The 13,393-nt window shown below is 54.8% G+C and carries 16 protein-coding genes; 11 read left to right on the forward strand and 5 right to left on the reverse strand.

Going from position 1 to position 13,393, the window contains the following annotated elements:
* Positions 1–25 precede the first annotated feature (25 nt).
* From ACRQ84_RS07580 to ACRQ84_RS07590, 3 genes are all read right to left on the reverse strand, one after another.
* The gene (locus ACRQ84_RS07580; protein WP_483817643.1) at positions 26–526 is read right to left on the reverse strand and encodes a hypothetical protein; all 501 of its coding nucleotides are present in this window, start codon (positions 524–526) and stop codon (positions 26–28) included.
* An 82-nt stretch (positions 527–608) separates the two neighbouring features.
* Positions 609–938 (reverse strand): hypothetical protein, encoded by a 330-nt coding sequence (locus tag ACRQ84_RS07585; RefSeq protein WP_064739104.1) that lies wholly within the window; start codon positions 936–938, stop codon positions 609–611.
* Positions 919–1,308: a hypothetical protein gene (locus tag ACRQ84_RS07590; RefSeq protein ID WP_007891426.1), complete on the reverse strand. Its 390-nt coding sequence runs from the start codon at positions 1,306–1,308 to the stop codon at positions 919–921. Before ACRQ84_RS07590 ends, ACRQ84_RS07585 begins: the two co-directional genes overlap by 20 nt.
* 144 nt (positions 1,309–1,452) lie before the next feature.
* Here ACRQ84_RS07590 and ACRQ84_RS07595 point away from each other — a divergent pair, with 144 nt between their 5' ends.
* On the forward strand, positions 1,453–2,097 hold the full coding sequence (locus tag ACRQ84_RS07595) for a S24 family peptidase (RefSeq protein WP_483817644.1): 645 nt from the start codon (positions 1,453–1,455) through the stop codon (positions 2,095–2,097).
* Between the two features lie 120 nt (positions 2,098–2,217).
* Positions 2,218–3,429, forward strand: a complete 1,212-nt coding sequence (locus ACRQ84_RS07600) for a diguanylate phosphodiesterase (RefSeq protein ID WP_483817645.1) — start codon at positions 2,218–2,220, stop codon at positions 3,427–3,429.
* A gap of 39 nt (positions 3,430–3,468) precedes the next feature.
* Here ACRQ84_RS07600 and ACRQ84_RS07605 read toward each other — a convergent pair whose 3' ends face one another.
* Together ACRQ84_RS07605 and fliE are read right to left on the reverse strand one after the other, a co-directional pair.
* Positions 3,469–4,176, reverse strand: a complete 708-nt coding sequence (locus ACRQ84_RS07605) for a YnfC family lipoprotein (RefSeq protein WP_483817646.1) — start codon at positions 4,174–4,176, stop codon at positions 3,469–3,471.
* Between the two features lie 133 nt (positions 4,177–4,309).
* A complete protein-coding gene (fliE, locus tag ACRQ84_RS07610) occupies positions 4,310–4,621 on the reverse strand; it encodes a flagellar hook-basal body complex protein FliE (RefSeq protein ID WP_064739107.1) in 312 nt (103 codons plus the stop codon).
* Positions 4,622–4,854: 233 nt separating this feature from the next.
* Here fliE and fliF point away from each other — a divergent pair, with 233 nt between their 5' ends.
* The 9 genes from fliF to fliN all read left to right on the forward strand — a co-directional run bounded on the left by fliF (position 4,855) and on the right by fliN (position 13,393).
* Positions 4,855–6,597, forward strand: coding sequence for a flagellar basal-body MS-ring/collar protein FliF (fliF, locus tag ACRQ84_RS07615; protein ID WP_064739108.1), 1,743 nt, complete (start codon positions 4,855–4,857; stop codon positions 6,595–6,597).
* Positions 6,594–7,586 (forward strand): flagellar motor switch protein FliG, encoded by a 993-nt coding sequence (fliG, locus tag ACRQ84_RS07620; RefSeq protein ID WP_483817647.1) that lies wholly within the window; start codon positions 6,594–6,596, stop codon positions 7,584–7,586. Before fliF ends, fliG begins: the two co-directional genes overlap by 4 nt.
* On the forward strand, positions 7,579–8,280 hold the full coding sequence (gene fliH / locus ACRQ84_RS07625) for a flagellar assembly protein FliH (protein WP_483817648.1): 702 nt from the start codon (positions 7,579–7,581) through the stop codon (positions 8,278–8,280). Before fliG ends, fliH begins: the two co-directional genes overlap by 8 nt.
* Positions 8,280–9,644, forward strand: a complete 1,365-nt coding sequence (gene fliI, locus ACRQ84_RS07630; RefSeq protein ID WP_064739111.1) for a flagellar protein export ATPase FliI — start codon at positions 8,280–8,282, stop codon at positions 9,642–9,644. The genes fliH and fliI overlap by 1 nt, the downstream gene beginning before the upstream one ends.
* 18 nt (positions 9,645–9,662) lie before the next feature.
* Positions 9,663–10,106 (forward strand): flagellar export protein FliJ, encoded by a 444-nt coding sequence (gene fliJ / locus ACRQ84_RS07635; RefSeq protein ID WP_008105396.1) that lies wholly within the window; start codon positions 9,663–9,665, stop codon positions 10,104–10,106.
* Positions 10,103–11,362 (forward strand): flagellar hook-length control protein FliK, encoded by a 1,260-nt coding sequence (locus ACRQ84_RS07640; protein ID WP_483817649.1) that lies wholly within the window; start codon positions 10,103–10,105, stop codon positions 11,360–11,362. The genes fliJ and ACRQ84_RS07640 overlap by 4 nt, the downstream gene beginning before the upstream one ends.
* Positions 11,363–11,492: 130 nt before the next feature.
* Entirely contained in the window at positions 11,493–11,978 is a 486-nt protein-coding gene (gene fliL / locus ACRQ84_RS07645; RefSeq protein ID WP_064739114.1) for a flagellar basal body-associated protein FliL, read from the forward strand.
* Between the two features lie 4 nt (positions 11,979–11,982).
* Positions 11,983–12,990: a flagellar motor switch protein FliM gene (gene fliM / locus ACRQ84_RS07650; protein ID WP_064739115.1), complete on the forward strand. Its 1,008-nt coding sequence runs from the start codon at positions 11,983–11,985 to the stop codon at positions 12,988–12,990.
* Positions 12,983–13,393, forward strand: a complete 411-nt coding sequence (fliN, locus tag ACRQ84_RS07655) for a flagellar motor switch protein FliN (RefSeq protein ID WP_007891449.1) — start codon at positions 12,983–12,985, stop codon at positions 13,391–13,393. The genes fliM and fliN overlap by 8 nt, the downstream gene beginning before the upstream one ends.

Here is a 13,393-nt window from a genome sequence, read left to right on the forward strand (position 1 = left end):
GCCCCCGCTGGCGAGCCATCAGGCATTACAGATACTTCCTCGCCAACTCAATCAGCTCATCCTTCGCTGCATCTCCCAGTTTGATCACGCCCTGTTCGACAAAGCTAAACGCCTGGACGAAATCCTTCACACCTTCAGAAAACGCCTGACTTGCGTCATGGCTCTCCGCCGCTGCGGCGGCTGGCGGCGCATCGGCTGAAGCGGGAGCAGCGACTTCCGGTACGCTGGGCGGCGCAACCTCGGCTGGCGCAGGCGTTACCGCCTCAGGCGCAGCAGGGGGAGCCGCCTCCGCTGGCGCAGGTGATATCGCCTCTGATGTAACGTTCGGGGCCGCTTCAGAGGTTGCCGCCGCTGCCGCTTCAGGCGTGGCCGTCGGTGCCGCTTCAGCGACTACTGCGGGCGCAGCTTCAGGTGCAGCGGTCACAGCCGGTGGCGCTGTCACTGGCGTGGCAACTTCGTTGGCAAAATCTTCCGCAGGTGAAGATGTTTTGGTACTGGTTGGATTGATAACAGTTTGATCGCTCATAATGCTCTCCTTCTTACTGAATAAAGACCGCAGTCGGGCAAGACTGGCTGCAATCCACGTGGTAATTCGCATCATGCCCTCCTTAACGCTTGGGTTGAGGTGGCGAGTTTTCTCCTGCAACCGGTTTTCCTTTATCAGCCGGGTTGCTAGTCGGGTGCTTAGAAATCCCATCAAGGGTGTTCTGCAGTGCGACCAGCTGGCTGGTCAGTTCTGCCACGCGCGCCTCCCGCCGTTCGGATATCGTCCGATACTGCTGGCGAATCTCCTCCACGCGCTGATTAGCGCTGTTACTGACGAACAAGAACAACACCGTCATCGCCACACACATCAGCGAAAGCATCAACAGAAAGCCACCGAAGAACAGTTGGCGCCGATGGTTTTTCACTACGTACTCACTGTTTATCTGCATCATCACGACTCTCCTCCAGAGTGGTAATCAGTTGGTTAACCTGACTGCGAAACTTATCGCTGTGTTCAGCTTCGGTGGTCGCCAGTAAAATACTCAGGGCGTTTTTAATCAGCCGCAGATCGGTTTCCAGCGAAGAGATACGCCGCAGATTTTTGTCATGTCGGATGCGCAGTTCGTCGTTTTCCTGGCGCATCAAGGCGTGACCCTCTTTGAGCAGCATCACCTGTTCCTTGTAGCTGGTGATGATCTCCCCGCCGGCCCGATTGCTGGTGACGATAGCGGCAATACCCGCCATTAACGGTTTCCAGAACACAGCTGCTGCGCCGCCGCCGAGAAGCAACGCACCTACGCTGGTGACTAAACTACTTTCCATGCTTCACCTCTCACCCCTGGCAAGGGTTGTGCCCCATAAGCACGCTGACCACCCTTGCCAGCTTCGCGGTCAACGCCTGAATTTAAGTTTACTTTAACTCATGAATTTAAGTATACTTAAGTCGTTCCTTCAGGAGATGTCAAGATGATGAAAAAAGAATCTTCCGGTGAGCGTATCCGGACACGACGTAAAGCACTGCAGCTCACTCAGCAGGCGCTGGCAAAAAGCATCGGCGTTTCTCATGTGGCTGTATCACAATGGGAAAAAGAAGAAACCGTACCGCGTGGAGAAAATCTGTTGCGGTTGGCGGAGTGGCTGCAATGCACAGCGGCATGGATTATTGATGGAGATGGCGAGGTGTTTGCCGCACAGGCTAAAGGCGCACCGGTTGCAGCGGTACCATTGATTAGCCTGGCGCAAGCGTCAGCGTGGTTGAGTGAGCAGCGTCTGTTGCTTCAGCAGCAGGCCACCCGCTTTCTTTACAGCGAAAGCAAACTAAGCGATAGCGCGCTAGCAGTAACCGTGGAAGATCACGCGATGCAGCCCGATTACCGGCCCGGCGACAGCGTGATCTTTGATCCGGACGTTCCACCGCAGCCAGGCGATGTGGTGCTGGCGTTGGTGGATGGCGTGGCGCTCATGCGGATTTATCGCCTGCAAACGCAGCAGCATGAGCACATCTTCTCACTGCGCGCGCTGAACGATGATTTTCCCCAACTGCATTCGGCGGAATCTGCACTGCACATCATCGGCACGCTAATGGAGTTAAGACGTTACCGAAGCGGCTAGCCGCTTCGCTTAAGCTGTTATTTTGAAAAAAGTTTAGCCTAAGCGCGGGAAGCTATGGACAGACCCTGCGGTAAGCCTGTTAATGTAGCCGCAAAATTATAAATTAGCCGGACAATCGCCATGCTTACTACGATTATTTACCGCAGCCATTTGCACGACCATGTGCCGGTTAAAACCCTCGAAGATATGGTCGCCAAGGCCAACAGCAAAAATAAAAACTTCGACGTTACCGGCATCTTACTGTTTGACGGTCTGCATTTTTTCCAGTTGCTGGAAGGGCCGCGTGACGCCGTACAGAGTATTTATCAGCGTATTTGCCAGGATGCGCGCCACCATAATCTGGTGGAATTGATGCATGACTTTGCGCCAGAACGCCGTTTTGGCAAGATCGGCATGGAGTTATTTGATCTGCGCGATCATGACAAAGACACGTTGTTGCAAACGGTGCTGGATAAAGGCACCTCACGCTATCAGCTCACTTATAAGGATCGCGCGCTGCAGTTTTTGCGGACCTTTGTGGTGGCACGTGATAAAGAAAACTACTTTGAGATCCCACCGGCCAATACCTGGGAATTTATTCCCGATGAAGTATGGCTGAATGAGTTAGACGATCTCGATCTGAGCTTGCAGGACTGCCGCTTTGCCTTTCAACCGATCATCGATCCCTTCGCGCGTCGTGTCACCTCGTTTGAAGCGCTGATCCGCACACCAACCGGCGGCTCACCCGAAGAGTATTTTTCAGCGTTTGGCGGCGAGGCGATTTATCACGCCGATATTCGTTCCAAACGGCTGGCGTTTAACGTGGCGAATAAACTCGGCATTGGCGATCATCGTCTATCAATTAACCTGTTACCGATGTCGCTGGTTACCGTGCCCAACGCGGTCGATTTCCTGCTTGAGGAGATCACCGCGAGCGGACTGGTGCCACAGCAAGTCATTGTCGAAGTAACCGAAAACGAGATCATTTCACGCGCGGATGAATTTGCTGCAGAAGTGAGAAAACTGAAAGCAGCCGGCATCAGTCTGGCGCTGGATGATTTTGGTGCCGGTTTTGCCGGGTTGTCGCTGTTATCAAAGTTCCAGCCGGACAAGATCAAAATTGATCGTGAGATTATCCGCGATGTGCATAAAAGCGGTCCTAAGCAGGCGATTATGCACGCCATCATTAAGTGCTGTGCGTCGCTGGAGATAGCGGTGATTGCCGAAGGTGTGGAACAAGCCGAAGAGTGGATGTGGCTGGAAGCCGCAGGCATAAGCCAGTTCCAGGGTTACCTGTTTGCCTATCCGCTGCTGAATGGATTCCCGGCGGTGGCGTGGCCAGAAATTAAGTAATGTGGTGGTCGCCATGAATGGCGACCCTACAAAACCGTATCAATAATACGTAACCTCAATATTGCCATACTGCTTGTCCACTACCTCGCCTGCCGCATCCCGGGTAATAATGTCGCAATAATAAGGCACGGCGTTTTTATACTTACAGACATTACTGACGGTTTTAATTTGATCATTACGTTTAACCGTGGTGACCACGTCTGAAATCTTTTTCTTATCTTCTGCCCGTACCGCGGTAGCGCGTGACACTTCCTTTCCGGCCTGAGTGATGCTTAATACCGCCATTTCACCGGTACTGTTATACGCCAGGTGAAACGCTGCATCGGAGGCGGGAGAGGAAATCCGCTCAACCAAACCCTGTTTGTTATAGGCGATATCCACGGTCATGGTCGGTGTGACCTTCTTCACCATGGCGCAGTTTTTATCTAACGTCACCACCACTTCCTGACCGTTTTCGCTGCCTTTTAATTCCTCACCGTTGCGCGTCACTTCAATGACTTCGCCCTCTTTGCCAACAGACCTCACATGCACAGGGCATCCGTTGCGGTCAAAATCAACATTGACGTCAAAGATTTGCTGACCTTCGGCGGTAAACAGCGTTTGATGGGTATTTTTGACTTTTCCGGGCAGCGCTTCGAATTGATAGAGATAGGCAAAGTTTTTCATTTGCGGGTAATACGTCGCCTCATCCTTGTTACAGCCTGACAGCAGGACAATGGCGATTAAAAACAGCAGGGTTTTCTTCACGTGAGAATCCTCTTCTCAAAATAAGGCAGCGCGTAAGGCCGGTTTGCACCTAAATGCTGATACAGCAACCTTCCCGCTTGATACAAAGCTATCACCGCGCTGGACTATACCCGAAAGAAATACCCTAAAGAAACTAAACCTGCATGCTCATGATGTCGGTATAAGCCGACACCAACTTATTACGCACCTGCACACCCATCTGCATAGAAATAGAGGATTTTTGCAGATCAACCATCACATCGTTTAACTGGATGCCGGGTTTACCCATTTCGAAATCCTGTGCCTGGCTGCGTGCCGTGGTTTGGGTTTCGCTAATCTTATCCAGCGCAGCTTTCATGGTGGCGCTGAAATCCACCTGATTGCTTGACTCCGCCTGCTTGCCGCTGGCCTGCAGAGAGGTCATCTGCAGCTGCTGCAGTACGCCTTCAATTGCCTGAATTGCCATTGCCTGATCCTCAATGAAGAAGTGATTAAATTTTCACGATGAGAAAGTTAACACACTGTCAATAGGACAAAGGCGCTAAATGACCGCAAAAAACCCGGCTTATCCAGCCATCGAAGTGACTCGATTCATCAAATAATGCCCGCATTAGTTTGGAATTTCATTTTGGACGTATTCAGGGAGTCAGTTTTGTCACAACCACACACCCGGTCAATTATGTCAGGCAGGAAACGGTCATGAATGCGAGTGCAGCCGCTACACAGGATACAGCAAAGAAAGGCTTCAGTGACCTTCTCGCCCGCCTGCGCGCCAATCCGCGAATTCCCTTAATTATTGCCGCCGCTGCCGTCATCGCAGTGGTGTTTGCGTTGGTGCTGTGGGCGAAAGCGCCGGACTATCGCGTCCTTTATAACAACCTCTCCGATGAGGACGGCGGCGCGATTGTTACCCAACTGACGCAGATGAACATTCCTTACCAGTTCGCCGATAACGGTGGCGCACTGATGGTGCCCGCCGATAAAGTGCATGAGCTGCGTCTGCGTCTCGCACAGCAAGGCCTGCCGAAAGGCGGCAATGTTGGTTTTGAGCTGATGGACAAAGAGAAGTTCGGTATCAGCCAATTCAGCGAACAGATTAACTATCAGCGTGCGCTGGAAGGTGAACTGTCGCGCACCATCGAAACGCTCGGTCCGGTAAAGAGCGTGCGCGTGCATCTGGCGATGCCGAAGCCGACGCTGTTCGTGCGTGAGCAGAAGGCCCCTTCCGCCTCGGTGACACTGAACCTGCAGCCAGGCCGCGCATTAGATGAAGGCCAGATTCAGGCCATTCAGCATATGGTTTCCAGCAGCGTGGCCGGTTTGCCGCCGGGCAACGTTACCGTTGTCGATCAGTCCGGTCGTCTGTTGACCCGCTCCGATAGCGAAGGTCGTGACCTGAATGATGCACAACTGAAATATGCGTCTGAAGTGGAAGCCCGCTTCCAGCAGCGCATCGAAGCGATCCTTAATCCTATTCTTGGTCAGGGCAATGTGCATGCGCAGGTGACGGCGCAGATTAACTTTGACCGCAGCGAGCAGACCGACGAGAAATATCAACCGAACGCCAATCCAAACAATAGCGCTGTGCGTTCACGCCAAACCAGCAATTCCGAACAGAATGGCAGCCCCTATCCGGGCGGCGTGCCGGGTGCCTTGTCGAATCAGCCTGCGCCAGCCAACACTGCGCCGGTGACCACTCCGCCAGCCAATAACAACAATAATGCCAATGGTCAGAACGCGAACGGTCAAACCGCCAATGCGCAAAACAATGCCGCCAATAACGGCAGCACCACCAGCACCGCACAATCTACCGGTCCAAGCAGCTCAACGCGCAACGATACGGTTAACTACGAGCTGGATCGCACCATTCGTCATACCAAGCTGAACGTTGGCGATGTGCAGCGCCTCTCCGTTGCCGTGGTGGTGAACTTCCGCGACGACGGCAAAGGCAAAGCTGTGGCACTCAACGAACAGCAGATTAAGCAGATTGAAGATTTAACCCGCGAAGCGATGGGCTATTCGCAAACGCGCGGCGACAGCGTCAACGTAGTGAACTCACAGTTCAATATGACCGAGCCAACCGGTGGCGACCTGCCATTCTGGCAGCAGCAATCGTTCTTCGATCAGCTGATGACTGCCGGTCGCTGGCTGCTGGTGGCGTTGGTTGGCTTCATCCTCTATCGCAAGCTGGTACGTCCACAGCTGATGCGTAAGAAAGAGCAGGAGAAGGCGGCGGCTGAAGCGCTGGCGGCACGTTCAACGGCGATGCAGGAAGAAGAAGCCTTTAACGTTCAGCTCAGCAAAGACGAGCTGGATCAGGAGCGTAAATCTACTAACCGCATGAGCGCCGAGGTGATGAGCCAGCGTATCCGCGACATGTCTGAAAACGATCCGCGCGTCGTCGCGCTGGTTATCCGCGAATGGATGAGTAAAGAACTATGAGTCTGACCGGTACTGAAAAAAGCGCCATTCTGATGATGACCATCGGCGAAGAGCGCGCAGCGGAGGTGTTCAAACACCTCAACCAGCGTGAAGTCCAGCATCTCAGTGCGGCAATGGCGGCTATGCGCCAGGTTTCACACAAGCAGCTGACCGAAGTGCTACGCGAATTTGAAGCGGATGCAGAACAGTTTGCGGCGCTGAGCCTCAACTCCAACGAATACCTGCGTTCAGTGCTGATCAAAGCGCTGGGCGAGGAGCGCGCGTCAAGCCTGCTGGAAGATATTCTCGAGAAAAACGAGACCACCAGCGGCATGGAAACGCTCAACTTTATGGAGCCACAAGCCGCGGCCGACCTCATCCGCGACGAGCATCCACAGATCATCGCCACCATCCTCGTCCACCTCAAACGTGGTCAGGCGGCGGATATTCTGGCGCTGTTCGACGAACGTCTGCGTCACGATGTCATGCTGCGTATCGCCACCTTTGGTGGTGTCCAGCCGGCGGCACTGGCAGAACTCACCGAAGTGCTCAACGGCCTGCTGGATGGTACCAACCTCAAGCGCGCGAAGATGGGCGGCGTGAGAACCGCAGCAGAAATTATCAACCTGATGAAAACGCAGCAGGAAGAAGCGGTTATCGAAGCAGTACGCGACTTCGATGGCGAGCTGGCACAAAAGATCATCGACGAGATGTTCCTGTTCGAAAACCTGGTGGAAGTGGACGATCGCAGCATCCAGCGCCTGTTGCAGGAAGTGGAATCCGAGCAGTTGTTGGTCGCACTGAAAGGTGCCGAACAGCCGCTGCGCGAGAAGTTCCTCAAGAACATGTCCGCGCGTGCAGCCGATATCCTGCGCGACGATCTGGCCAACCGGGGTCCGGTGCGTATGTCCGCGGTGGAGAACGAACAGAAAGCCATTCTTCTGGTGGTGCGCCGCTTAGCAGAATCCGGCGAGATGGTGATTGGTGGTGGCGAGGAAACCTATGTCTGATGCCTTTTCCGCCCGCGCGTGGCAGCGCTGGCAGCCTGATGATTTAGGCAGCCCGTTTGGCGCCGAACCGGAGCCTCAATTAGAGGAGCCGGAAAGCGCTGTCGAACTGAGCGCCGAAGCCGAGCAACAGCAGCAGCTGGAGCGCATGCAGCAGCAGATGCGCAAAGATGCGCAGACGCAGGGCTACAGCGAAGGTTATCAAAAAGGGTTCGCCGAAGCGCAACAGAACGGCTATGACGCCGGTTTCCAGCAAGGCTTAGCCGATGCCCAGCAACAGCAAGCACCGCTGCAGGCACGTATGCAGCAGTTGGTGACCGAGTTCCATCACACGCTCGAAGCACTCGACAGCGTGATTGCTTCACGTTTGATGCAGTTGGCACTCGAAGCGGCACGCACGGTGATTGGTCAGGCCACGCAGGTGGATGGCACCGCCCTGCTGCGTCAGATTCAGCAGCTGATTCAGCAAGAGCCGATGTTCAGCGGCAAACCGCAATTACGCGTGCACCCGGATGATTTGCAACGCATCGAACAGACGCTGGGTCCAACACTCGATCTGCACGGTTGGCGTTTGCTGGCTGACAGCACGCTGCATCCCGGCGGCTGTAAGCTCAGCGCTGAGGATGGCGACCTTGATGCCAGCGTGGCAACGCGCTGGCAGGAACTCTGCCGCCTCGCCGCGCCGGGGACACTGTAATGACCTCCTCACGCCTTTCACGCTGGCTCGGCGCGCTCGACGCTTTCGAAGATCGCATTTCGCAGGTGCAAACCGTGCGTCGTTACGGTCGCCTGACGCGTGCCACCGGCTTAGTGCTGGAAGCCACCGGCCTGCAACTGCCGCTCGGTGCCACCTGCATTATTGAACGGACCGATGGCAGCAAAATCACCGAAGTTGAAAGTGAAGTGGTCGGCTTTAACGGGCAGAAACTCTTAATGATGCCGCTGGAAGAAGTGGACGGCATCTTGCCGGGCGCGCGCGTGTATGCACGCGTCAGTGGCGACAGCGGACACAGCGGCAAGCAGATGCTGCTGGGCCCGGAATTGCTCGGTCGCGTACTCGATGGCAGCGGCAAACCGCTGGATGGTTTGCCCGCGCCAGAAACCGGCTATCGCGCCCCGCTGATCACCGCCCCTTTCAACCCGCTGCAACGTACGCCGATTGAGGATGTACTGGATACCGGCGTGCGCGCCATTAATGCCCTGCTGACGGTCGGCCGCGGCCAACGTATGGGCTTGTTCGCCGGTTCTGGCGTCGGTAAAAGCGTACTGCTTGGCATGATGGCGCGTTACACCAAAGCCGATGTCATTGTGGTGGGTTTGATTGGTGAACGTGGCCGCGAAGTAAAAGAGTTTATTGAAAACATCCTTGGCGCAGAAGGCCGTGCGCGTTCGGTGGTCATCGCCGCACCGGCCGACGTGTCGCCGCTGTTGCGTATGCAGGGTGCCGCTTACGCCACGCGTATTGCCGAAGATTTTCGCGATCGCGGTCAGCACGTATTGCTGATCATGGATTCCCTCACCCGCTACGCCATGGCGCAACGTGAAATTGCGCTGGCTATCGGTGAGCCTCCGGCGACCAAAGGCTATCCGCCTTCGGTGTTTGCTAAATTGCCCGCGCTGGTTGAACGCGCCGGTAACGGCACGCACGGTAGCGGATCCATCACCGCGTTTTATACCGTGTTGACCGAGGGCGACGATCAGCAAGACCCGATTGCTGACTCGGCGCGTGCCATTCTCGACGGCCACATTGTGCTGTCGCGCCGCCTGGCGGAAGCCGGTCACTATCCGGCGATTGATATTGAAGCATCGATCAGCCGTGCCATGACCTCATTAATTGATGAGACGCATTATGCACGCGTGCGCCAGTTCAAACAGTTGCTCTCCAGTTTCCAGCGTAACCGCGATCTGGTGAGTGTGGGTGCCTATGCCGCGGGCAGCGATCCGATGCTGGATCGAGCCATCAAGCTCTATCCGGAGATGGAAGCCTTCCTGCATCAGGGCATTTTCGAACGCAGCGACTACGACGATGCCTGTTTGCATCTGCAGGCGATGTTCGGTTAACGCCAAACGAGGTAAGCCATGAAAACGGCCAGTGCGATTAATAAGCTGCGCGATATGGCGGAGCAGGAGCTGGAGAGTGCAGTGATTCACCTCGGCGATATGCGCCGTGGCGTGCAGCAGGCCGACGAACAACTCAGCATGCTGCTGGATTATCAGGATGAGTATCGCAACAAGCTCAATCAGGATATGTCCGGCGGCATCGCCAGCACCCGCTGGACCAATTATCATCAGTTTATTCAGACGCTGGAAAAGGCCATTGAACAGCATCGCCAACAGCTTTCCCAGTGGAATCAGCGCCTCGATACCGCGCTAAGCAACTGGCGTGAAAAGCATAAGCGACTCAATGCTTATCAAACGCTGATTACGCGTGCTGAGGAAAACGCATTACGACAAGAAAACCGTCTCGATCAGAAACGGATGGATGAATTTGCCCAACGGGCCGCATTGAGGAAAGGCGAATGATTACGCTGCCAACAGTTGCTACGCAAACCTCGGTTTTGGGAGACGCTGACACATCAGTTTCATCAACTCTTTTGCCGGGCACAGATACGCTGCCGCAGGGGTTTGTTACTGAACTCGGCAACCGCTTGCTGACGCTGGTAAAGCAACAAGCTGTTAACACGCAATCGACTGATCCGACAACAGAAGTTGATGAAAAAGACGCCAGCAAGGCCTCTTTAAGCGCGTTATTGCAGGCGCTGGAGAAACCCGATGCGTTAAACGCACTTTTACAGCCGGAAAACACTAAAGCCGCGCTGAAATCAGCCGATGATAAAGATAAGCGTGAGGCAAGTCCGTTAAGTGCCAGCGACTTACAGAATATGCAGGCATTATTCGCCATGTTGCCGGTGGCGGTAGAGAACCGCACCAGCCAAACAGCCGTCAGTAGCAGCTTAGGCGAAGGCAAAGCTGACACGCGCGCTTCGCTTCATTCGGCACTGTTAAGTGGTTCGCTGGACGGTGCAATTAAAGAAGAAGCCACGCAGCCGGATAGCGCAAAGACTATATCCAGCGATGCAGGAACGCGCTTAACGCAAACGGCAGCCAGTTCGCAGACCAGCGTCAGCACAGCGACAAGCAATAACGGCGCTTTGACGCTGGATGAAAGTTTTAAGCAGGTGCTGAACGCGTTGAGTAAGCCAGAAGAACGCAGTGCCGCACCGGTCAGCGATGACACGGTTGCGCCGATGACCAGCGCCCCGCTCAGCAGCACCAGTTCGCTGATGACCAGTACCGCCTCGACCAGCACCACGCCGTCGACGCCAATGCTGAATGCGCAGCTCGGCAGCAACGAGTGGCAGCAGGCGCTAAGTCAGCAGATTGTGATGTTTAGTCGCAACGGGCAGCAGAACGCCGAATTGCGTTTACATCCGCAGGATCTGGGCGCCATCCAGATCAGTCTGACCCTCGATAAGGATCAGGCACAGTTAAGTATGGTTTCCAGCCACAGCCAAGTGAGGGCCGCGCTGGAAGCGGCTCTCCCTCAACTGCGTACAGCGCTGGCGGAGAGCGGTATTAACCTGGGACAGAGTAACGTCAGCAGCGACGCCTTCGCACAGGGCCAGAGTTATCAAGGCCAGCAAGAAGGACGTCGTGACGGACAGCACGGCAGCTTTACCCTCTCCCAGGACAGTGACACCGAGATAACGCCTATTGCCGTCCCGGCAGCCCTTCAAGCGCGCGCGGCCGGTAACGGCGCTGTCGATATCTTTGCCTGACAGCCGCTAAACGCTGAAGGTAAGCGTAAAACCCGCGTCTTTTCTTCCCATTGTTTGACTTAAGACGCGGGATAATCTGTCCAGGTAAGCCGAGAGGCTTGCCCATAATTCACAGGAAGTAACTGCAAACATGTCTGATAACGCGAAAGCTAAAGGCCGCAAACGTTCACTACTACTACCGGTGTTACTGATTGTAACGCTGGCCGCTTGCAGCGTGGCAGGCTATGCAGTCTGGCGAATGATGAATAAACACGAAGGCAGCCAACCGGAAACGGCGAAAGTCGAGCCACCGGCTGCTCCCGTATTTTTTGCAATGGATACGTTTACAGTAAACCTGGTCAATGCTGACAACGATCCCGACCGTGTGCTGTACGTGGGTTTTACCCTGCGTCTGCCCGATGAGGATACCCGTCGTCGGTTAAACGATTACCTGCCGGAAGTGCGCAGCCGTCTGCTGTTACTGCTGTCACGTCAAAGCGCGACGGCACTGGCAACAGAGCAAGGCAAACAGGCCCTGGTTGAGCAGATCAAACAGGTGCTGGCACCGCCGCTGGTAAAAGGTCAACCGGCTCAGGTCGTCAATGACGTGCTGTTTACCGCCTTCATTTTGAGGTGATTTAATGGGCGATAGCATTCTCTCCCAGGCTGAGATTGACGCGCTGCTTAATGGCGACAGTGACAGTGCGGAAGTAGAGAACAGTTCCAAAGGGACCGATGGCGACATCCGTCCCTATGATCCCAATACTCAGCGCCGCGTTGTTCGTGAGCGTCTGCAGGCGCTGGAGATCATCAACGAGCGCTTTGCCCGTCATTTCCGTATGGCGCTGTTTAACCTGCTGCGCCGTAGCCCAGATATTAGTGTGGGTGCGATCAAGATTCAGCCGTATCACGAGTTTGCCCGCAACCTGCCGGTGCCAACCAACCTGAACCTGATCCACCTGAAGCCGCTGCGCGGCACGGCGCTGGTGGTGTTTTCACCGAGCCTGGTCTTTATTGCTGTCGATAACCTGTTTGGCGGCGACGGTCGTTTTCCGACCAAAGTTGAAGGACGTGAATTCACCCATACCGAACAGCGCGTGATTCGCCGCATGTTGAAGCTGGCGCTGGATGGCTACAGCGATGCATGGAAAGCGATTTATCCGCTGGAAGTGGAATACGTGCGTTCCGAGATGCAGGTGAAGTTCACCAACATCACCACTTCACCGAACGATATTGTGGTTAACACGCCTTTCCAGGTGGAGATTGGTAACCTGGTCGGTGAATTTAATATCTGTATTCCGTTTTCGATGATTGAGCCGCTGCGCGAGTTGCTGGTCAATCCCCCACTGGAAAACTCACGCCGTGAAGATAATCACTGGCGCGACAATCTGGTGAAACAGGTGCAGCACTCGGAGCTGGAGCTGATTGCCCACTTCGCTGAAACATCGCTGCGTCTGTCGCGTATTTTGCAGCTGAAACCTGGTGACGTCCTGCCCATTGAGAAGCCGGACCGCATCATTGCTCACGTCGATAGCGTGCCGGTGCTGACCAGCCAATACGGCACCATTAATGGCCAGTATGCCCTGCGTGTAGAACATTTGATTAACCCGATTTTGAATTCGCTGAACGAGGAACAGCCCGATGAGTGACAGCAAGAAACCGTCCGACGACGACATCTCCGCGGACGATCTGTGGGCTGCAGCTATGAACGAACAGACCGCGACAAGCGCGCCTGATCCAACTGAGAATGTATTCAAATCACTCGAAAATCCTGGTATCAGCGGTTCGCTGCAGGATATCGATCTGATTATGGATATCCCCGTCAAACTGACTGTCGAACTGGGCCGCACCAAGATGACCATCAAAGAGCTGCTGCGTCTGACGCAGGGTTCAGTGGTGGCGCTGGATGGCCTGGCCGGTGAGCCGCTGGATATTCTGATCAACGGGTATCTGATCGCTCAGGGTGAAGTTGTGGTGGTCAACGACAAATATGGCGTGCGCATCACCGACATCATCACCCCGTCTGAACGTATGCGTCGTCTGAGCCGTTAA

Source organism: Pantoea sp. E2023-21, from assembly GCF_051302795.1.
Taxonomy (GTDB): Bacteria; Pseudomonadota; Gammaproteobacteria; order Enterobacterales; family Enterobacteriaceae; genus Pantoea; species Pantoea ludwigii_A.